Here is a 20,257-nt window from a genome sequence, read left to right on the forward strand (position 1 = left end):
CGAATTGCCCGGCCTGAGACCGGAGGTGAGAATGCGTTTCGCGGCGTGGTCACCACGGTGTTTCGGGTTTCAGTTCAGAAGGCAGGCAACCGACTCGGCGAACTGGCATTTCTCTCCGAGCGCCGTGAAGGCGACGCGGTCGACCTGCATCTTGGTTGGCGCCGTGTAGGAGAAAGCCCCCATCCAGTCGGACAACGTGTCCGTTCCCCAGAGGCTGAAGAAAATCTTCTGCGCATTGACGGGAAGCTTGGCGGGATCGGTAACCTCGTGGACCATCTCGCCGTTTACATAGTATCTGAGACGATCGCTCTCCCAGACAAAAGCATAGTCATTGAAACCACCATTCGCGCCACCCGCAACATCTGCGAGAAACTCGTTGCCGCCTTTCCCCGAAATGTATTGATTGACCTGTACTTTGGCGGGATTCTTGCCCAACACTTCGAAATCGATTTCGTCGTGCGGCTTCTTGTCGGTGGGACCTATAAAGCTGAAAAAGGCAGAATTAAGCCCGGAGCCGTCAGCGGACTTCAGTCTGGCCTCGTAAGTGCCGTATCCGAAGCGTTTGTGGGTCTGGATTTCACCACAAACATAGTCGCGTTCACCCGCCTGCCTCTTTTCGAAGCTCAGCTCCAGAACACCATCGACCACCTTCGCCTGTTCCTTGGACCAGGTGCAGTTCTGATGAGCGCCGTTGTTCCATCCGTCGGAGATGTACCATCTCGCCTTGTTCAAGCTGTCGAAGTTGTCCACGAAGGACTTGCCGCTAACTCCATCCTGCGCCAAAGCGGGGGCAGCGATGCAGGCACCAGTCATGACCAGAGCGATCAGGAAGAACGGTGTTTTGGGCGTCGTGCTCATAGAGTTACCTTTTACTGTGTTACACATTTCGAAGAGTGACCTCGGCGGCGGCCGGCTTGCCAGGCGGGCGACCGCGCGCACTGTCCTTCCGGCTCCCCGTGAGGATGCTGTGGACCCGGGGCATCCAGCGCCGGGCGAGATTGTTGGAAACAATCAGAATTGCGAAGGTGGCGACAATCACGAAGGCGTAGAAGGCGGGGTAGGGGCCGATATTCAGTACGCTCCAGAGCATCCAGAAGCACACGAGCACTGGATAGTGTCCGCAGAAGATCCAGAAGCTCAGACCACCCGTTTTCGTCAGGCGCTGGCCGATACGGGTATCGATGATCATGGACGACAGCGTCCATGAACCCAGAATGCCGGTAATCGCGACGAGGTTACGCAACACGTCCAGCCAAGCCGGAAAATCGGGTCCAAGTGTGTAGACGCCGACCGAAAGCAGTACCGCTGCGGAAAAGACCGCGGACACGATCCAGGGTGCAAAGCGGTCAAGTTTCTTGACATCAACGGAATGAAGGCTGGCCCATATGCCGAGGCTGAAACCGAAAACGATGGACTTCTTCAGGAATATGCCATTCGGGACGGGGAATACCGCATAGATGAACAGCACCGCCAGCGTAACGAACGGATACCGCTTCAACAGGAATGCCAATACGGGCGAAAGCACCACGCAGAGCAGAAGGTCGCGCAGGAAGAAGAGTGGCAGATTGATCGGCCAGCTCTCAATGGCAAAGGCCAGGTTTGCGAGTTCACGAGGAGACGCCTCGTAGACATGAGGCAAGTAACTGTGGCCCGCACCCACCTTTTGGACCGCGAACGCGAAGAGCAGGAACGATAAGTTCCAGATGAGAAATGGCAGGAGGATGGTAACAGCCTTGCTGCGAAGCGTTGCCGTATAGTTGAATCCTGCGAGCCCCCGATAAAACAGGAGATATCCCGAGATCGCGCTCAGGCAGGGTACGCCGATACGGAAAAGACTGTCCCCCAGAAACACACGCAGCCAGTCGAAAAGGCCGTACGCACCCAGGAACGGAGACGTAGCCGGGGAGTAGGGAATATGCACAAGCACGATCCCCGAGATCAGAACGATGCGCAGGAAGTTGATCCGCGCCGAAATATTGCCGTCCATACTCACGATGTCACGTCACCCCATTTGGACTGCGCCCCCATCGCAGTCTTGTTCAACCAGAGCAGACTTGAGCCCGCAGAGTGAAACTAGATCGCTCTCCGGGCGAAAAATATGGCAGTGCAGCAAAAAACATCGAAGCTTTTCCGCATCGCAGTGGAGAAACCTCGATCCTGACAACGTACCCCGCTAGTACAACCCGCCCAAAACCTCCCGAAAATGTCCAGCAACCAAGTTGTTGATGCATTTGCGCATATTCTTATGCACGGGCGAGGTTGCAGAGAAAAAACTCTGAACTTTTCTCAAGAGTTTCGCAGCGTAATTTTCCTTACCTTAGGTGAGAAAGACCCAATCTAGGCATGAAAAATGGAAATAAGGCGACCGAATCGAAGAAAATTTCCAGAACAATTACTCGGCCAGCGGAGTGACCTCGCCCGCTCTTCGCGACCGGACAAGTTCCAGGATTTTGTCCTTCAGCGCCCGTTCCGTCAGTAGTACGAGCAGACCGTAGATTATGCCTCCGAGAATTGAACCGACGACGATCTGTAGAACGGGATTTGTCAGGTGGTCCCGAAGCATGTCCAGTGTGTAGCGGACGATCAATGCCATGAGGAAGGCGGTGACCATCGGTCGGGTCGAAAGATAGAGGCCCCGCAGGAAGGGCATGCCATCGGCCCGGAAGACGACCCACGAATAGCCGATAAGCACCGCTACATTGACGATGCACAGCCAGATCATCGCGGATACCAGCGTGCCGCCGGCAGCTCCGTACACAACAGCGGCAGTGGTGACGACCGCCCGGATCACTGCCCACCAGAAGAGCGCTCCGCCGTGGCCCACCCCCTTGAGATAAGGAATGAACGTGCTGCACGGCGTCAGCACGCCCTTGGACAGCGCGAGCAAGCCAAGCACGGGCCAGGCATAGGCCCATTGATGCCCGAACAGCACGAGCATCGCCGGTTCCGCGATCGCCCAGAGACCGAACATCATCGGCGCAAGCAGCACGGTCGTGACCTGCGTGCTCAGCATGAGGGCATCCGAACGGCGCTGCCTATCATGCATCATGTTGCTGAAAGCGGGAAACAGGACGCCCATGACGGCAGAGAGAACCACCTGGTTGGGAATGCTCGCAAAGCGGTTCGCGGCCGAATAGGCACCCGCATCGGCAAGGCCGAGGAAGCGCGAAATAACGACCATGGGGGACTGGAAGGTGATGAAGTTTGCAATTTCCGACCCCATCATGCCGAGACTGAAGCGGCTCAACTCGAGTACGCGCCGCGGCTTGAACACGAACCGTGGCAGGTAGCGCGAGACCGCATAGAGGCCGGCGAGCCGGATGATCGCAGAAATGAACAGCTGCGCCACGAGCGCCCACACGCCGGCGCCGAGCAGTGCAAGGATGACTGCGAGCCCCGCACCCGCCAGTTCCGAGATCATGCTCCAGGCCGCGTCCTTGCTGAACTGCATCCTCCGCGCAAGAAGCGCGTAGGCCACGTCGCCGCCAAGCTGGAGCGGGATCAGAACGCTCATGATGCGCAGGAGACCGGCCGCTTCAGGCGCTCCGAGCCAGGCAGCCAGCGGATCGGCACCCACATAGAGCACCACCGCCATCAGGCATGAAATCGCCAAATTTGCCCAGAAGACCGAGTGGATCGTGTCGAGATTTTCGTCCTTCTGGATGACCAGCGCCGAGGCGAGCCCGGCACCGCCAATCATCGCGAGGAACTGCACCAAAGTCAGCGCAACGGCGACGGCACCGAAGGATTCGGGAGTAAGGATGCGGGCAAGAATCGGTACCGTGACAAACTTAAGCCCGAATGTGCTTGTCTTGGATAGGACGCTCCAGCCGACATTGCGCGTGACCGATTTCGCGTTGACAGTTGGAGGCATGACAGGTTCCCGTAATAAATCGGAGATTTGGAAAAGCGCTGAGGAGGAGCGCCAAGAAACATGGCCGCAACCCGGCGGGAGGGGACGACGCGAACTCTATCTACTGAAACCGCAGGGGCGAAAAGATGGCAAGGCTGACTGTAATTATTCCTTACTACCAGAAGGAGCCGGGCATACTGCGGCGCGCGCTGGCCTCTGTGTTTGCGCAGGAATTCACCGATTTCGATATCGTCGTCGTCGACGATGAATCGCCTTACCCGATTGATCAGGAGCTTTCTCCGCTCGATCCCGAGCAGAGGGAACGCATCATTGTCGTCAAGCAGCCCAACGCCGGTCCCGGTGGCGCCCGCAACACGGGTCTCGACAATGTACCCGCTGAATCCGAATTCGTCGCGTTTCTCGATTCCGACGACGTGTGGACACCGTCTCACCTCAAGAACGCCTATGAGAGCATGAAGCGCTTTGACGCCGACTGCTACTGGGCAACGATCACCGGCGGGGATGCGTTCTACTATCATTTCGGCATGCGCAATCTGGAAGAGACCGAGAAGGTGAACCGGCTGTCGGACAGTCCGCTGCTCATCGAGATTCCGGAATTTTCACGGGTGATGCTCAAGAACTGGAGCTTCCTCCACCTGTCCTGCATGGTCATCGGCCGTGAGATCTACCGCACCATCCGTTTCGAGCGGGAGCTGCGCCTTGCGGCGGAAGACGTGCTCTTCTTCTGCGACTGCGCGCTTGCTGCCCGTCGCGTGGTTCTCTGCGATGATGCGGGCGCGGTGCGGGGGGAAGGCGTAAATATCTTCCATGCGATCGACAACGACTCGCCGCAGTTCCTGAAACAGCAGTTCAACACCTGGGTTGCGCTCGATACGCTGGAGGCGCGCTTTTCCCGAAAGCCGGAAGAGATCGCCTCGATCCGCTCCTACAAGAGCACCGCGCGCCGACAGGCCCTCTGGAGCCAGGCCCGCCTGGTGAAACGCGCCAAGATGCCGCAATTTAATCTTCTGGCGCGCTGGTTCTGGCGTGATCCGAAGTTGCTTCACAGCGCCGTCGAACTGGCGGTCGGAAAAATTTCGCGCCGAGGATAGCCGCCGGGCAGGCCAAATGCTTGCCCCGCATCCCTCGCAGCCGCAACCTCAATACATCTCTTCAAGGAGCACTCATGGAGCCTTACTACTGGCACTCGCATCACGGAAACTTCGGTGACGATCTCAATCTCTGGCTTTGGGACTTCCTCTTGCCAGGGTTCCGCGACGTTCATCCGGAAACCCTGCTCGTCGGCGTCGGTACCGTCCTCAACAGCGCACTCCTCCCCGCAGGCCGCAAGAAGCTGGTCCTGGGCAGCGGCTATGGCTACGGCACTCTTCCCGACATGAGCAATGCGGCCGAATGGGATATCCGTTGCGTGCGAGGACCGTTGACGGCAGCGAAGGTCGGCGTTGCAGAAGCGCTCGGCATTATCGACCCCGCAGCAATGGTTCCGCACATGCCCGAGTTCCAGAACCTGCCGAAGCTGCATAAGAAAAGCTTCGTGCCGCACTGGGAATCCGCGATTGCCGGGTTGTGGCCCACGATCTGCACGACGGTCGGGCTCAACTACATCGATCCGAGGGGCGAAGCCAAAAGCGTGATCCGCGAGATCGCGCAGTCGGAGCTCATCATCGCGGAATCCATGCACGGCGCCATCCTCGCCGATGCATTCCGCGTTCCATGGGTGGCGGTGACGACCTCGAGCAGCATCAACAATTTCAAATGGAACGATTGGGCGTCCACGCTTGGCGTGAAATATGAACCGCGCCACGTTCCTATATCGAGCCGGGCCGAGGCCATAATCAAGGGCGAGCGGTTCTGGGGAATGGACTTCGACACGAAGGCGCCGCCGCCGGCAGATCCGAACCAGCGCGAATTTTCCGACGAACTGCTCGTCGCCGCACGGGATCCCAAACAGACCCCGCTTCGCTCCGCTGCCAAGCAACTGCTTGCGGCACCGTCCACGCTCGCCCTTTGGCAGGCGTGCCGCGCCACCCCCGAACTCAGCCGCGATCAGGTCCTCGATGACCGGAAAGCGCGCCTGATGAATGTGCTGGAAGGCGTAAAGCGCGACTACTTCTGAGGCGCTGACGCGCCCGGAACCGTCAGGAGATAGCGCAGGGCGCCGTCGCGAGGCGCCGGCGCTACCGTTGAACTCTTGCGGAACCGTGCTGTCTTGTCGGCGAATATTCCGCCGACAATGGCGGGAAGTGCTGCCGGATGCGACAGAGCGTAGGTGAGCGCCGCTGCCGGTCCCGACTGGTTCTTGAGGTCGAGGAAGTGCCGCAGTTCGTAGCGGCCCCTTATGTGGCGCTCGTGCCTGCGGATAAGTTTCCCCGCTTCGGGTGCAAGCTTCGGATCGGCGAGCATTGCGCGATCCGCTTCATAGAGACGCTTGAGATCCTGTGTCTTGTGGCTACCACTCAGAGAATTGCTCCGCACGACCGCCCCGTAGCCGCAGCTATGGATGACCTTGTATTGTGCGCCGCGCGCGAGAGCCCGGGCGTAGAGGTCATAGTCTTCCCCAAGCCTGAGGTCCTCCTTGTAGCGAAGGTCGTGTCTGTCCAGAAATGCCCGCCGCATCACCGGTTTAAGAAAGCCGATCTCCGCACGCTGCGCCCCACGTCTTGAAATGTTGCCCTCGATAAAGCCGCTGAGATCGAGACGACGAGGGTGAGGGGCGTACCGTACCAGCTTCTGTGCGGCACTCGGCGCCGCCTCTTCGGTGACAAATGCAATATTGTCAGCAATGAAGTCCCAATCCGGCTCTGCGAGCAGTTGCCGGAAGCGGCCGGGGAAGAAGAAGTCATCCGCGTCAAGAATGGCGATCAACGGAGCCCGGGAAATGCTGATCGCGTGATTTCGAGCCGCGGCCGGTCCCCTGTTGACGTCGAAGCGCACAATCTCCAGCCTGCCGCTGCCGTCGTCGGCCGAACGCGCAGCAGCATCTGTCCCATCGGAAGAGGCATCGTCGATGACGACGACGTGGGAAGTCTCGTTTTCATTGAGTGCTGAGGCAATTGCACGGCCGATTGTCCCGGCGGCGTTCTTGGCGGCGATAATGACGCAAACGTCCTGGGCTGCAGTCAAAGGGATCTCCATGTCACGATAGTCGAACAGGAGCCATCATGGCTCCTGCGCGCGCACCATGAAACGTGATCTTGTCGCAAACGCGACGCTGGCGTGAATGCCGGTCGCATTTGAAGGAAAATCCGGTCCAGCCTTCGTTACTGGTTGAAGTGCCCCGGCTTGTTAAGGCCTGATATACGCACTTTGGCTGTCTGGACATCCTCCGACGCCGTCGTCGACCCGCCGGTTCGCGATGACGCGTCACGTTCGCGCGCCGCCTTGCGAACAAGGAACAGTACGCCAACGAAATAGCCCACCTGAAGCAAGACGGCACAGATCAAAGTCTGTCCGACCGTACTCCAAAACGAACCATTGAGAATATAAGTTGCCACCGCAAAGGCGACCAATGCGCCGAACATGCTGAAAAAAACTTTCGGTGCATACATTAAAAATGCCTAGGAATTTCGAGTGCCAATGCCATCGTGCCTGCTGCCTCCACCAACCCTGTTTTTATATACATTTTGCCAGGCCTGGTTTCAATTCCGGGTACTGATCACGACCCCGTGTAACCGGTAACATAACGAAATCTGGTTTAGCTCCGGTTAGGATCAGCCTCCCTTTCAGCAAAGAAAACCTACCCTAGCGTCAGATTCGGAGACAAAAGTTGCCACATTTCCGCCTCGCGGACACAATGCGACAGCGTTATTGACCTATCGGGGTTGCTTATCGTTACCAAATGATCAACTTTTGTTACAATTTTAGGTAATACTAATTGAAAAATGTGCAGTGCAGCATAATGATGCGACGCAAAATAATTCCCCATTTTCGTTTATATCGATCACGCTTTCGCTCTAGGTAACGCATTCCAAATGGTGACAAATACACCTCGCTGTAATGCGTTCCTATCGGGGAACGTAACAATTCGCGAGGTAGAATATAACTCGCGTTTACTGCATCAAACGCCCGCCACAACCGGGTTTCGATATTGTTGATCTTTGCCTTAATACATGCAACTTTCATATTCATCATCCCTTAAATAGAGCTGCAATTCAGGCACCCCACAAAATGGGTATGTGAAAAACAAATTCTGACCATACACTTGCTTTTGGATGGCCCCCGCGTCCATCCGGACCCGACCAATCGCCAAACGTAAATGGAGCCAACTCTATGAAGTCCGCGAGTCGATCGGCCAATTCGCCGTTTCTCAGCACCATAATCCCGGGCGTGCGCCCGTTGGGGGGATTGCCAAGAGGGCCTTCGACATTTCCGCTGCAGCTGTCGCGCTCGCGTTTTTGAGCCCGATTTTTCTGCTCCTCGCCGCTCTTGTTAAAATGTCTGACGGAGGTAGCGTTCTCTATGGCCACCGTCGTATCGGCCATAATGGCCAGCCGTTTCATTGCCTGAAGTTCAGGACGATGGTCGAAAACAATGATCGCGTGTTGCAGGAATATCTGCGCAAGAATCCTGGCGCCTATGAGGAGTGGCGCGAAACACGCAAACTGCAGAATGATCCGCGCGTTACGATCATCGGCAGCATACTGCGCAAACTAAGCCTCGACGAGCTTCCGCAACTCTTGAACATTCTCCGGGGGGAGATGAGTATCGTGGGCCCACGTCCAGTCGTTGAAGACGAACTGGAACTGTACGGCGGGGCGGCAGTGTATTATCTTCAGACCCGGCCGGGCCTCACAGGTCTCTGGCAGGTCAGCGGACGCAACGACGTCTCCTACGACACACGCATCGCCTTCGACACGCACTATGTGAAGAATTGGTCGCTGCTCAAGGACGTCATTATCGTCGTTCGTACCATCCCTGCCGTCTGCCTGTCGCGCGGCTGCTACTGATAGCGCGAACCCGCGGCACCGCCGCCGTTCGCCCCTCTCAGGGAACCCAGTTGATGAATGAAGTAAAGAGTGCCGGGAAACTCGGACTTTCCCAAGCGAAGTCTTATATCTCCCGCCTTGCCTTGGGCGCCACCGTATTGGTGGCGCTCATTGGTCCTGCATCTGCCGACGACTACCGCCTCGGCGTGATGGACAAGTTGCGTGTACGCGTTGCTGAATGGCAGACCGCCGAAGGCTCCGTGCGTGACTGGTCTGCGGTCAGCGGCGACTACGTAGTGGGCTCGTCCGGCAGCATTTCCATTCCATTCGTCGGCGAACTGCCGGCATCCGGGAAATCGACGAACGAAGTAGCGGAAGAAATCGGGCTGAAGATGCAGAAGCTCTTCGGGCTTCGCGACCGGCCGTCCGCCTCCGTCGAAATTGCGCAATATCGCCCGATCTACCTAGCCGGCGAAGTGCAGACTCCGGGCGAATATCCCTTCGCACCGAACATGACCGTACTGAAGGCCATCAGCCTCGGTGGCGGCCTGCGCCGCACCGAGACCGGACAACGTTTTGCTCGCGATTTCATCCAGGCCCAGGGAGACACGGTCGTCCTGCTTGCAGAACGGAACCGCCTGCTCGTTCGCCGGGCCCGGCTGCAGGCCGAGATTGCGGACAAGCTGAACATCACTGCACCGGCGGAGATCAAGGATCTTCCGGAGGCGGCAAGCCTGCTTGAGAGCGAGACGGCCCTGATGGTTACTCGCGACAAGCGCCAGAAGCTCCAGCTGACGGCCCTTGCAGACCTCAAGTCGCTGCTCCAGAGCGAGATCGAATCCCTCGCCAAGAAGAACGACACCCAGTCGCGGCAGCTCGAACTCGTCCTCGACGATCGCGAGAAGGTCGATGAACTGGCCGAAAAGGGCCTTGCCATCAGTTCCCGCAAGCTGTCGCTCGAACAGCGCGTCGCCGATCTCCAGGCTGCGCTCCTGGACATCGATACGGCATCGCTGAAGGCGAAGCAGGACATCAACAAGGCCGGCCAAGACGAAACCAATCTGCGCAACGATTGGGACGCCGAGCTTGCCCAGGAATTGCAGAACACCGAGCACGAGCTGGAAACGCTCGCGTTGAAACTCGGGACGAGCAAGAACCTGATGTCCGAGGCTCTGGTGCAGTCGGCCGATGCCGCCGCGCTCAGCAGCGAGAACGCGGCAGCAAACGTGGGCTACTCCGTCGTTCGCGAAAAAGACGGCAAGCTGGTGGAGATACCGGCCGCCGAAAGCATGCAGGTTCTGCCGGGCGACGTCATCAAGGTCACCCTCAGCATACCGATGCAGTGAGCCGTCGATGCGGATAGCCAAGGTAAGGTTGATAGATCAGGAGCAGAACCAGCACTACGGAATTTTCGCCGTCGCGCTGTCGCTCTTCGCCTTTGCCTACTCCACGCGCTTCGGACCAATTGCGATCCTGGCCTATTATGGGCTGTGGCTACCATTGCTCTTCGTCGATCACCGCAGGGTGATCGGCGACCCCAAGCGCTATGCCTGGCTCTTCGTCTTTGCGATTTTCGCAATCGTCTCCGCCTTCTGGTCCGGCGCTCCGGGGTTCAGTGGCCGCACCGCCGTGCAGTATTTCACCCACGTCGTCTGCGCACTGATCGCCGCCCGCACGATCAACATCCGCACCCTTACGCGCGGCATGATGGTCGGCACCGGCATCGTCCTCGTCTATTCGCTGCTCTTCGGGATTTATCTCTTCGATGCGCTTGATGGCACTTTCAGCTTCGTTGGCGAGTTTTCCTCCAAGAACCAGCTTGGTTTCTACGCTTCGCTTGGCGTTTACTTCGCCTTTGCCGGAGTTTTCATTTTGCGGGAGCGGCAGATCTGGATCGCCCTCTACGGCGTGGTTGCCCTGCTTGCCGGATACTGCCTCATCGCATCCCAGTCTGCCACGTCCGTACTGGCACTTGCCGCCGTCCTGGCGCTGTCGGTCGGCATGCGCTTCCTCGGCATGCTCTCGCCACGCCACCGGAAAATCTTCTTCACCACCCTCGTCGTATTCGGGACGATTTCGGCGATCGCAGCCCTGTACGGCGGCGCGTTCGAACTCATTCTCGGTGCGTTCGGCAAGGATGCGACCCTGACGGGCCGTACTTATCTGTGGCAACAGGGGATGGAGGCGGCGGCGCAGTCACCGGTGTTCGGCGTCGGATACCAGGGCTTCTGGGTTCCCGGCTTTTCGGAAGCAGAGCGACTGTGGGACGACTTCTTCATCGAGTCCCGCAGCGGCTTCCACTTCCACAATACCTATATCGAAGCTGCGGTTGAGACAGGCATCATCGGCCTCGGCCTTCTTTGCATGGTGCTGATCACGAATGTGCTCGGACATTTGAAGCATCTGCTTGCTCGCGACGAGGATGTTCAGTCGTCCATCCTCTTCGGCATCGCCATGCTTCTTTTCGTCCGCTCCTTCGTGGAGATCGACATCATGACGCCCTATCAGATCGGCTCGTTCCTGCTCTACTATTCGGCGGCCAAGCTGACGATTCCCTCTCGCCGCACCACGAACTCTGCGGCAGACTGGCCATCGCGTCGGACCGTGGCAGGCGAGGTCCCCACCGCCCGGTCCGTCCGGAGATTGGCCGCCGCACGCGACGCGTGGAACAGCGTAGGCGTGAAACGGCGAGGCTACACGCTTTCTCCGTAGATTTTCCGCTCCAGAGCCGTAACCTCTGCCGCAAAGCGCCGATACTCGGCTCGCTTGAGCGCCAGGAAGACGTGATGCAGGCGTTCTCCCAGGGCATCCCTCAGGAAGGCTGAGGAGGATGCGGCGCTGATTGCGCTTCGCCAGTCGGGGGGCAGTTCGTCGCTTGCGCCCGGGCGATAGCTCCTTGCCTCGGGTCCTGGATCGGATTTCGAGGATATGCCCCGGTGTATGCCGGCCAGGACCGTGGCTCCGACGAGATAGGGGTTGGCGTCGATTCCGGCGGCGCGCTGTTCAAGATGCCTTGCACCGGGAGCACCCGCCGGAATTCGCACGGCAACACTGCGATTGTTGAAGCCCCAGGTGGGCGCCGTCGGCGCATAGCTTTGCGCGGAGAACCGCCGCCACGAATTGAGGTGCGGCGCGAAGACCAGCATCGACTCGTCCATCGTCTCCAGCAATCCGGCGACGGCGTGCCGCAACGGGGCAACGAGTACCCCGCCTTCGTCGGCAAAGAGGTTGCGTCCGTTGCCGTCGTTCAGACTTGCATGGACATGCATACCTGATCCTGCCCGGTCGGCGAACGGCTTTGCCATGAAGCAGGCCATCATCCCGTGGCGAAGCGCCACGGCGCGAATGAGCCGCTTCAGCATCACGAGGTCGTCCGCAGCACGCAGCGCGGCCCCGTGCCGCAAGGTCAGCTCGAATTGCCCTTCCGCGTACTCCGATATCAGAGTTTCGACCGGCAACCCCTGAACCTCTGCGCCCTGGTAGACGGCATCGATGAACGGCTCCAGCCGATCGAGTTCGCTGACACCATAGACCTGGATTCCTTCTGGCCGCTCCCCGGAGAGAGGCAGTCGCAGCGCCTGGAACCCGCCATCCGCATCCCGTTGCCTGTCGAGCAGGTAGAACTCGAGCTCATAGGCCAGCACCGGATGATAGCCCTCGGCCTTCAGCATGTTGTCGCGACGGGCGAGCGCATGGCGAGGATCGGCGGCCATGGGACTGGCGTCGAGTTCGTAGAGCGCGAGGCGGACCTCGCCACGCGGTGGCGACGTCCAGGGAAGCCTGACCAGGGACCCCGCGATCGGCCATGCGCGGCGATCGGCATCGCCGTCGGCCCACACCAGACCGGTTTCCTCCACATCCTCGCCAGTCACGTCGAGGCCGAGAATCGATCCCGGCAGATGTCGCCCGGAGCGAAAGAGAGGCAAAAGTTCATGGCGCCGAATGATCTTGCCCCGCGCGATGCCGTTGGCGTCGACAAGGACCAGGTCGAACGCCGTGATGTCCGGATGGGCAGCCAGAAATGCCTCGGCCTCCTCGACAGCCGCTACACCTGCCGGGCGGATGGATGCCAGTTCGCTCAAGCAGCAGCCCTCCGACCCGTGAGCCGCCCCGTGGCTGCCGCGAACGCGACCACCAGCCCATCCGCCTCTTCTTCCGACAGGACCGGGCTCACGAGCACCATGTTGTGGAACGGCGTCAAGAGATAGCCGAGATTGAGCAAAGAGAGATGAAGTGCTGCCTCAAGGACATCAGAAGCGACGGCGCGGGCCTCTTGCGCGTTGCGCACCGGTTCCGGCGAAAACACCACCTCGAGCCTCGCCCCGACGCGGGTGACGGTCCAGTCGAGTTCCGCCGCGGCGATGGCGTCGCGAAAACCGGCCTCGATCCGGCTGGCGCGTTCGTTCATCGTCGCGTAGGCCTCTTCCGTCATCACGTCTTCCAGGCATGCCCTGAGGCAGGCGAGTTGCAGGGCACTGCCCGACAGTGTCGTTCCGATCCCCGAATGTCCATGCCCGCTCTGGCTCCGGCGAATATCGTGGAGGAGTTCGGAGATTGCCTCGCTCATGCCCCAGACCGCAACCGGCACACCCCCGCCGATCGGCTTGCCCATCACCATCATGTCGGGCTCGAGGCCGTGCACGCGACTGTATCCGCCGAGGCCGCTCGAAATCGTGTGCGTTTCATCTATGAGCAAGAGCGTGCCGTGAAGCCGCGTCAGGCGCCGAAGCGTGGAGTGGAAACCGGGCTGCGGGAGGATCATGCCGCAATTTGTCATGACCGGCTCCGCAATGACGCATGCGATGTCGCCGGAGGAGAGCGCCGCCTCCAGTGTCGCCTCGTCATTGAATGGTACGGCGATCGTGAACTCCCCGAGGTCGCGGACCTGACCGAGGAGGTTCTTCCTGGAAACGGTCCGACCATCCACGACGTCGACCAGCGTATCGTCGACCGCGCCATGATAGCAGCCGTCGAACACGAGAACCTTCGAGCGTTTGGTCACCGCCCGCGCGGCCCGGATGGCGAAGCGATTGGCATCGCTTGCTGTTGCTGCAAGCTGCCACCGCGGAAGTCCGAAACGATCGGCAAGCATCCTGCCGACATGCGCCGCATCGGAGGATGGGAGCATCGTGGTGAGCCCGCGCGTTCCCGAGGTGCGAAGGGCCTGCAGTACCGGCTCGGGTCCGTGCCCGAACATCGCTCCCGTGTCGCCAAGGCAAAAATCGATGACCTCGTTGCCGTCGATATCCCTCAGGCGGACGCCGGAGGCCTCTTCGATCACCATCGGAAAGGGCATCGGCCAGTCAAGCATCCAGTGTTGGGGCACGCCGTCGAAGAACCCAGACGTTTCGATTTTGTGGGCTGACTGGGATTTCGGCCTGCGGCGAACGAAGGTCCCCGTCTCCTCAGCGATGATCGCCCGTGCCCGCTCTTCGATTGCTTCCCTATGGGCCGAGTCCAGCCCTCTGCTCGCAAGCATCACACATCGCTCCCACACCGAAAATGTGATCACATATAATTGGTTGTGATCTTTTTTGTCAAACGCTGCGGAGCGAGCGCCAAAGACCCGGCATCAAAATGCACTGACGATCCTCAACCATTCATGAACCGAGGCAGCCTCCGCATGCGGCGGGAAGTAGACGCCAGCCGGCAACCCGCCGTTTGCGCCCCGTGCCTCGCTGGGACTGATCCCGAAGCGGTTCCGGAAGGCGCGGGAAAAGACCGATACGTCAGTGAAGCCGCAACTATAGGCGATTTCGCCAATCGTGCGCTTGCGGCCATCGGCAAGAGCATCGAACGCCCAGCGCAGGCGGCGCGAACGGATATACTCGGTCACCCCTCCAATCGGCTCGAACAACCTGTACAGCGAAGCACGAGAAAGACCGAACGTCTTGGAAAGATATTCCGGACCCAATTCATGGGACGAGAGATGCTTGTCGATATGATCCTTGATCTGAACGATCAAAGCACCACGAAGCGCGACGGACGTATCTCCCACATTCTCGGGCTTTCCGGACACGAGTTGTGCCACCAGGTCGGCAGTTGCCTGGACGATCGCCGGGGCATCGCTTTGGGTCAGGTCGGGAAGCACGCGATAAACTGAAAGGAAATGACTGCCGATAAGCCGACCTGCGGCTGAATCGCTCTTGAGCAGCATGCCGTGCAGTCCATCCATCTGGCTCTCCTGCGCGAACAGCAACTGGCGAGGTATGGCCAGCGTGAGAAAGATATTGTGGGCCGTCTGCGTACGCGTTGGCCTCGCAAGATCGATGACGCAGACATCACCCCGTTCCGATCTCGACGTCTTGCCGTCAATGGTGCGGATCTCGCCTCCCTCGAGAACGACCTCAATGAGGATCAGATCCAATCCCGTCCGGGCGATCCTGCTCGCTTCGCGAACGAACTCATAGGAAGTACCGCTGACATGCCCGGAGAAGAAAACGCCCGGCCCCATGAAGAAAGAGCTTATATCTGCGCGCGCTTCCGTCTCATCCTCGGGAACCGACACGCGGGTCGAGCATAACGGGTCAAGCGTTTCGGTGAAAATCTCCGATGCCCGGCGCCAGTCGCCGGAAAAAGAAAGACCAACACTTGAAACGGGAATTCTGCTGTCTGGAGCCATAGTAATATATCAGCTTAAACTGGACAAATTGCCACTTGTTACCGGGGCGGTTTTGCCGCGGCAATGGTATCTATCGACATCGAAAATCAAATTCGTCTCCGTAACTACAAGCTAAGATAGTAACGCGACAGAAGTCCAAAAAATTCTGATCAGTTCACGAAACTGTGCTTTCTGAAACATAGGCACGGCGTCTCATTCTTTATGCCTTCCGTCTCATATTGCTGCATTGCACGCAAAACATCATTGACACATCGCTTACTTGCACCCCCCATCATGTCCCATACGTTACGTCTTTTGAGGGATTAGGAGTTCTCGGCGAACGCAAAACAACAAAAGTCACCATTGATGATGTTTATTGGGGAATAAGGACCGATGGATCAGCTTTCGTTTGAACGCATTGCATTCAACTATCGGCTTTCGCCGGATAACCTGCGCAGGCACCCGAAATTCACCGAAGTCCGCAATCGCATGGTCGAGGGGATACTCGCCGTCTACGCTGGCGACCATCTCACGAATCGCCTGCTGCTCGAGCAGGGGCGCCACATGTCGTTCTTGACCGTCCTCTGCCTGCATGCAGCGCAAGACCCCAACACACCATCGACATGGCTGACCCTCGGCAAGCTCCAGCGGGAGATCACCGAACATGGGTTCGCGAGCAGAAACCGCGTGGAAGCGCAGGTCTCCGCCCTGAAGAAGTACGGCCTGCTGGCGCAGCAACCACAAGCCGCCGATCGGCGTATCCGGCTCCTTCAGCCCACCGCCAAGATGCTCGCCCGCGATGCTTCGGTCGTGCGCCTCCAGCTCGCCGCGCTCGCAGAACTGGAAGGCGATCCCTCGGCCTTCAACAGCGTCTTGTCGCCTGACTTCCATCGCGCGATACGTCGTGCGAGCGTCGAGCGTTTGCAGGACATCGATATGTTGATGCACAGCCACAGCAAGCTCTCGGCCTTTTTCGACCACGATTGCGGCTACCTCATCTTGCTGATCTTGCTGTCAAACGCGGCGAAGAACGGCGGCATGCGCGCAAACACCTGCTTCCAGCGGCTGGCCACGCAGACGGGTGTTTCCCGCACCCATGTCCGCCGCCTGCTCGAGGCCGTCCGCGACAAGGGGCTTCTTTCCTTCTCCGGGCGGGGCGGTCACGACATCCAGCTGACGCCTGCGATGTGGGATGTTGCGGACCAGTGGTTCGCCGAGGAACTGGCCATGGTCGAGCTTATCGCCGGAGAGGCGAGAGCCGAGCGGGCGGGAGGAAAGATCGCCGCCTGAGTGCTTTGCAGGTCTGGGGCGGCTGTCCACCCAGGACAGGCCGTCCGGTGTGGGTCAGCTGGCGCCGACCTTTGCTGCCAAGAGCACCACGAAGACGAGGTGAGTGAAATGGTGCAGCGTCTGGTCTGCACCAAAGAGCCACCAGAATGCCGACTGGTCTGGGCGGGCGCCGATGCGCCGGCCCGTGTTGCACTTCACCCTGTCGATGGCTGCATGAACGATGCAGTCAACCGCGCCGAACCAGACGTAAGCCGGGGCAAAGATCAGGCAGATGAGTCCGGTCAGGGCACCGTGCACCCCCGCATGCGCGAGCAGGGGAGCAAACCAGTTCGTGTCGGCTTCCTTGCGCACCACCATCCAATGCGTCTGCAGGATGAAGTCACCGAAGTAATGCTTCAGGATGAACAACGCCGAGAAGACGGCGAACCAGAGTGTTGATACTTGCTCCGGGATTACGGTCATCCAAAGCCCTGCCTTTCACAAGGCAAGCTTATTCCAGAAGTTCCGTAACGAAAAATGAAAGTTGTGGCGCCTTCGGCGCCACGTTCACATTTTCCCTTCGGCGGCGACGATGCCCCGGGTGAGACTGCCGGTTGCAGGGTATAGCGGTATCAGGCACGCCTGTAGGGCATGATATATATCGCCCTTGCCCGCGAAGAGCGTATAGCTCGGAACCATCTCTTCCGTGAGTTCCTCGTGCCATCCCCCGCGGTCCTGATCGAGGAAGTGGCGAGCGATCCCGTCCCAGATCTTCCTGTACCAGGTCTCATGGAAAGAGCTCGGCAAGTGTTCGCAGAGGAACGCCGCCGCGCCAGCACCTTCCGCCATGGGCCACCAAAGCTTGTTGCGCTTCGCCGGCCCATCGTTCCAATCCAGCGTATAGAAGAACCCGCCGCGCTCCTCGTCCCAGCCGAGCTTGATCGACTGGGAAAAAAGCGCCTTGGCCGCATCCGGCATCCATGCGTGCTTCTTCCCGCCCAGCGACCAGAGTTGCAGGATAAGCCGCGCCCATTCGAGCCAATGGCCTGGCGTCGTACCGGAGGGGCGGAACATCTCGTTGCCCTTGTAGTCCTTGTCCAGCTTCCAGTTCTCATGGAAGTGCTCCGGGACCCGATAGCCGTTCTCGCCCGCCTTTCGGCGAATGATCAGATCCGCAATTCTCTCGGCCTTGTTGAGATATGCCTTGTCGCCGGTTGCCTCGAAGGCCGCCATGAGGGCCTCCGTCAGGTGCATGTTGGAGTTCTGCCCGCGATAGCCCGGTACCGGAGACCAGTCCGCATTGAACTCCTCTGCGATCGCACCGTGCTCCTCTTCCCAGAAGCGCCGATCCAGGACTTCGGTAACGTCCGCTATCATGCGGTCGGCATCCGGATGTCCCGCCACTTTCGCGCTCGAAGCCGCAAGCAGAACGAAGGCATGGCCGTATCCCTGCTTCGAGGCGTCGAGCAGGCCGGAGTTGTCGAGCGACCAGTGATAGCCACCGCGCTCATGGTCCCGGTGCTTCTCCCACAGGTACCTCATTCCATGATCGATGATATCGTCGGAACCCGGGCGCCCCAGGAGGCTGCCGATGGCAAAGCAATGCACCATGCGGGCGGTGGAATGAATGCCGCGGATCGGGTTACCGGGATTGATCGGCCGACCTTCGACATCGAGTTCGTGGAAGCCGCCTCCAGGATTGAAGGCGCGGTTCTGGAAGAAGTCGAAGAGCCGACTCGCCTGGGTCCAAAGCCACTCACGGTGATAGGTCCGTTCACGCCAAGCCGTATCAAGGTGTCCCGTTGCGCCCATGGTCATTGCTCCTCATGTTTGATGCAGCGCTCTGAAAAGACTCTCAAAACGAGAGGGATATCCGAATCCAGCGCTCTTCCAAGTACCGCCACATCCCGCATTGCGCCGGATGCAACCCTGTAAGACATACAAGTGTCAGCCACATGAAGCAGGTTTGAGACGCCGCGGCGCACGATTGCACCCGGCCTGCAACTCAATAAAGTTGGCTGGCCTCGAACAGGTAGGGAGGGGAGTTATGGCCCAGAACGACCGACGTCGCAAGCTCTTGACGGCCTATGAATTGTTCTTCCTGATATACCAGCCCCAGGGTTCTTCGCTGTCGAAAGCGGTAATCTGCTTCGTTTCCAGATAGTTCGACAGGCCCCACCGGCCGAGTTCCCGGCCGATACCAGATTGCTTGTAACCGCCCCAGGGCGCCTCGGTGAACGTAGGCTGAGAGCAATTGATCCACACGATTCCGGCACGAAACGCCCGGGCGACCCGTTCGCAACGCATCCGGTCATTCGACATGACCGCGGCCGCAAGGCCGAAGCGGCTGTCATTCGACATCCGGATTGCATCCGCGTCGGTTGCGAAGGACTTCACACAAACAACCGGGCCAAAAATCTCCTCCCGCCATATGTGGCTGTCCTCGCCCATGTCGGTGATGATGGTCGGCTCCAGATAGAAGCCCGTATTCAGCCCGCGGGTCTCTTGCCACCGCCTGCGATGGTGGCGCCGTCCGCTTTCGCACGCTCGATCGCCGCAACAACCTTCTCGTACTGCCCCTTGGACACGAGTGGACCGAGGAGCGTGCCCTCATCCAGGCCGTTACCGATCCGGATCTTTTCCGCTTCGGCAACCAGCCGCTCGATGAGTGCGGGATAAAGGCTCTCCTCGACCAGCACGCGCGATGTCGCCGAGCAGACCTGCCCCTGGTTCCAGAAAATGCCGAACATGATCCATTCGACGGCCTTTTCGATGTCGCTGTCGGCGAAGACGACAAAGGGCGACTTGCCGCCCAGTTCGAGGCTGACATTCTTGATGTCGCGGGCTGCCGCTGTCATGATTCTTGACCCCGTCGGAACAGAGCCCGTAAAGGCGATCTTGTCGATGCCAGGATGTTCGGAGAGAGGCTGGCCGGCATCAGCGCCGAGACCCGTCACGATGTTGAGTACGCCGGCGGGCAGCCCAACCTCTTCGCAGATCGCCCCGAGTTCCAGCGCCGTCAGCGAAGTGAGCTCGGAAGGTTTCAGCACCATGGTGCAGCCGGCGGCAAGAGCGGGCGCAACTTTCCATGACGCCATCAGCAGAGGGTAGTTCCACGGTATGATCGCACCCGCAACGCCGATTGGTTCGCGCACCACTTTGGACGAGAAACGGGCATCCCCCAATGCGATCGTCTCGTCAGGCTGGTCGTCCATTTCCTCAGCGAGCCCGGCATAGAAGGAAAAGCACCCGGCCGCATCCTCCATGTCCCAGATTGCCTCCGGCAACGGCTTGCCATTGTCCAGAACCTCGAGCCGAGCCAGTTCCTGCTTGCGCGCGAGGATCCTGTCGGCGATGCGGCGCAGATAGATCGCGCGTTCCTTGCCGGTCATGCGCGGCCATGGGCCTGTGTCGAACCCACGACGTGCGGCCGAGACCGCGAGTTCGATGTCCTCCCCGGTGCCCGCGGGCGCCCGATGGATGACTTCCTCTGTCGCTGGATCAACGACGTCAAAACGTCCCCCCTTGACCGGCGCAACCCATTTTCCGTCAATGAAAAGCCTGTCCCGCATTATTCTCTCCACCTTT

General features: G+C 59.4%; 15 protein-coding genes and 2 pseudogenes. 6 read left to right on the plus strand and 11 right to left on the minus strand.

Annotated features, from left to right (window positions below; translation table 11 throughout):
* Positions 1 to 69: 69 nt before the first annotated feature.
* From F3Y30_RS22905 to F3Y30_RS22915, 3 genes are all read right to left on the minus strand, one after another.
* Complete coding sequence (locus F3Y30_RS22905) at positions 70 to 813, minus strand: glycoside hydrolase family 16 protein (RefSeq protein WP_281435475.1); 744 nt, start codon at positions 811 to 813, stop codon at positions 70 to 72.
* 64 nt (positions 814 to 877) lie between these two features.
* Positions 878 to 1,987 carry an acyltransferase gene (locus F3Y30_RS22910; protein ID WP_203427613.1) on the minus strand — a complete coding sequence of 370 codons (1,110 nt, stop codon included), beginning with the start codon at positions 1,985 to 1,987 and terminating at the stop codon, positions 878 to 880.
* 405 nt (positions 1,988 to 2,392) lie between these two features.
* On the minus strand, positions 2,393 to 3,874 hold the full coding sequence (locus tag F3Y30_RS22915) for a lipopolysaccharide biosynthesis protein (RefSeq protein ID WP_203427466.1): 1,482 nt from the start codon (positions 3,872 to 3,874) through the stop codon (positions 2,393 to 2,395).
* A gap of 125 nt (positions 3,875 to 3,999) precedes the next feature.
* Here F3Y30_RS22915 and F3Y30_RS22920 point away from each other — a divergent pair, with 125 nt between their 5' ends.
* Positions 4,000 to 4,965, plus strand: coding sequence for a glycosyltransferase family 2 protein (locus F3Y30_RS22920; protein WP_203427467.1), 966 nt, complete (start codon positions 4,000 to 4,002; stop codon positions 4,963 to 4,965).
* A gap of 74 nt (positions 4,966 to 5,039) precedes the next feature.
* Positions 5,040 to 5,990 carry a polysaccharide pyruvyl transferase family protein gene (locus F3Y30_RS22925; RefSeq protein ID WP_203427468.1) on the plus strand — a complete coding sequence of 317 codons (951 nt, stop codon included), beginning with the start codon at positions 5,040 to 5,042 and terminating at the stop codon, positions 5,988 to 5,990.
* On the opposite strand, the gene F3Y30_RS22930 is transcribed toward F3Y30_RS22925, so the two are convergent.
* Both F3Y30_RS22930 and F3Y30_RS22935 read right to left on the minus strand, forming a co-directional pair.
* Positions 5,981 to 6,997: a glycosyltransferase family 2 protein gene (locus F3Y30_RS22930; RefSeq protein ID WP_203427469.1), complete on the minus strand. Its 1,017-nt coding sequence runs from the start codon at positions 6,995 to 6,997 to the stop codon at positions 5,981 to 5,983. The two genes, F3Y30_RS22925 and F3Y30_RS22930, sit on opposite strands and share 10 nt — an antisense overlap.
* Before the next feature lie 137 nt (positions 6,998 to 7,134).
* Entirely contained in the window at positions 7,135 to 7,422 is a 288-nt protein-coding gene (locus F3Y30_RS22935) for an exopolysaccharide production repressor protein (RefSeq protein WP_203427470.1), read from the minus strand.
* Between the two features lie 721 nt (positions 7,423 to 8,143).
* Here F3Y30_RS22935 and F3Y30_RS22940 point away from each other — a divergent pair.
* The 3 genes and pseudogenes from F3Y30_RS22940 (at position 8,144) to F3Y30_RS22950 (ending at position 11,511) form a co-directional block, all read left to right on the plus strand.
* Positions 8,144 to 8,820, plus strand: a pseudogene (locus F3Y30_RS22940) (sugar transferase).
* Between the two features lie 53 nt (positions 8,821 to 8,873).
* Positions 8,874 to 10,145, plus strand: coding sequence for a polysaccharide biosynthesis/export family protein (locus F3Y30_RS22945; protein WP_203427472.1), 1,272 nt, complete (start codon positions 8,874 to 8,876; stop codon positions 10,143 to 10,145).
* A 7-nt stretch (positions 10,146 to 10,152) separates the two neighbouring features.
* A complete protein-coding gene (locus F3Y30_RS22950) occupies positions 10,153 to 11,511 on the plus strand; it encodes an O-antigen ligase (RefSeq protein ID WP_203427473.1) in 1,359 nt (452 codons plus the stop codon).
* Here the strand turns inward: F3Y30_RS22950 and F3Y30_RS22955 are convergent.
* From F3Y30_RS22955 to F3Y30_RS22965, 3 genes are all read right to left on the minus strand, one after another.
* Positions 11,493 to 12,881, minus strand: coding sequence for a glutamine synthetase family protein (locus tag F3Y30_RS22955; protein WP_203427474.1), 1,389 nt, complete (start codon positions 12,879 to 12,881; stop codon positions 11,493 to 11,495). The genes F3Y30_RS22950 and F3Y30_RS22955 overlap by 19 nt on opposite strands.
* A complete protein-coding gene (locus F3Y30_RS22960) occupies positions 12,878 to 14,278 on the minus strand; it encodes a transaminase (RefSeq protein WP_203427475.1) in 1,401 nt (466 codons plus the stop codon). Before F3Y30_RS22960 ends, F3Y30_RS22955 begins: the two co-directional genes overlap by 4 nt.
* 93 nt (positions 14,279 to 14,371) lie before the next feature.
* Positions 14,372 to 15,421, minus strand: coding sequence for a helix-turn-helix domain-containing protein (locus F3Y30_RS22965; protein WP_348649879.1), 1,050 nt, complete (start codon positions 15,419 to 15,421; stop codon positions 14,372 to 14,374).
* Between the two features lie 372 nt (positions 15,422 to 15,793).
* Here F3Y30_RS22965 and F3Y30_RS22970 point away from each other — a divergent pair, with 372 nt between their 5' ends.
* The gene (locus tag F3Y30_RS22970; protein WP_203427477.1) at positions 15,794 to 16,690 is read left to right on the plus strand and encodes a hypothetical protein; all 897 of its coding nucleotides are present in this window, start codon (positions 15,794 to 15,796) and stop codon (positions 16,688 to 16,690) included.
* Positions 16,691 to 16,744: 54 nt separating this feature from the next.
* Here F3Y30_RS22970 and F3Y30_RS22975 read toward each other — a convergent pair whose 3' ends face one another.
* The 3 genes and pseudogenes from F3Y30_RS22975 to F3Y30_RS22985 form a co-directional block, all read right to left on the minus strand.
* The gene (locus tag F3Y30_RS22975) at positions 16,745 to 17,152 is read right to left on the minus strand and encodes a DUF3307 domain-containing protein (protein ID WP_203427478.1); all 408 of its coding nucleotides are present in this window, start codon (positions 17,150 to 17,152) and stop codon (positions 16,745 to 16,747) included.
* A gap of 84 nt (positions 17,153 to 17,236) precedes the next feature.
* The gene (locus F3Y30_RS22980; RefSeq protein ID WP_203427479.1) at positions 17,237 to 18,481 is read right to left on the minus strand and encodes an AGE family epimerase/isomerase; all 1,245 of its coding nucleotides are present in this window, start codon (positions 18,479 to 18,481) and stop codon (positions 17,237 to 17,239) included.
* A gap of 273 nt (positions 18,482 to 18,754) precedes the next feature.
* Positions 18,755 to 20,241: pseudogene (locus F3Y30_RS22985) on the minus strand (aldehyde dehydrogenase family protein).
* Positions 20,242 to 20,257: the final 16 nt, after the last annotated feature.

Source organism: Sinorhizobium sp. BG8, from assembly GCF_016864555.1.
Lineage (GTDB): Bacteria > Pseudomonadota > Alphaproteobacteria > Rhizobiales > Rhizobiaceae > BG8.

Coding starts and splice junctions, on each gene's coding strand:
- F3Y30_RS22935 (WP_203427470.1), bottom strand. CDS start 7,422: ATGTATGCACCGAAAGTTTTTTTCAGCATGTTCGGCGCATTGGTCGCC.
- F3Y30_RS22960 (WP_203427475.1), bottom strand. CDS start 14,278: ATGCTTGCGAGCAGAGGGCTGGACTCGGCCCATAGGGAAGCAATCGAA.
- F3Y30_RS22965 (WP_348649879.1), bottom strand. CDS start 15,421: ATGGCTCCAGACAGCAGAATTCCCGTTTCAAGTGTTGGTCTTTCTTTT.
- F3Y30_RS22945 (WP_203427472.1), top strand. CDS start 8,874: ATGAATGAAGTAAAGAGTGCCGGGAAACTCGGACTTTCCCAAGCGAAG.
- F3Y30_RS22920 (WP_203427467.1), top strand. CDS start 4,000: ATGGCAAGGCTGACTGTAATTATTCCTTACTACCAGAAGGAGCCGGGC.
- F3Y30_RS22925 (WP_203427468.1), top strand. CDS start 5,040: ATGGAGCCTTACTACTGGCACTCGCATCACGGAAACTTCGGTGACGAT.
- F3Y30_RS22975 (WP_203427478.1), bottom strand. CDS start 17,152: ATGACCGTAATCCCGGAGCAAGTATCAACACTCTGGTTCGCCGTCTTC.
- F3Y30_RS22970 (WP_203427477.1), top strand. CDS start 15,794: ATGGATCAGCTTTCGTTTGAACGCATTGCATTCAACTATCGGCTTTCG.
- F3Y30_RS22910 (WP_203427613.1), bottom strand. CDS start 1,987: ATGGACGGCAATATTTCGGCGCGGATCAACTTCCTGCGCATCGTTCTG.
- F3Y30_RS22905 (WP_281435475.1), bottom strand. CDS start 813: ATGACTGGTGCCTGCATCGCTGCCCCCGCTTTGGCGCAGGATGGAGTT.
- F3Y30_RS22950 (WP_203427473.1), top strand. CDS start 10,153: ATGCGGATAGCCAAGGTAAGGTTGATAGATCAGGAGCAGAACCAGCAC.
- F3Y30_RS22915 (WP_203427466.1), bottom strand. CDS start 3,874: ATGCCTCCAACTGTCAACGCGAAATCGGTCACGCGCAATGTCGGCTGG.
- F3Y30_RS22980 (WP_203427479.1), bottom strand. CDS start 18,481: ATGGGCGCAACGGGACACCTTGATACGGCTTGGCGTGAACGGACCTAT.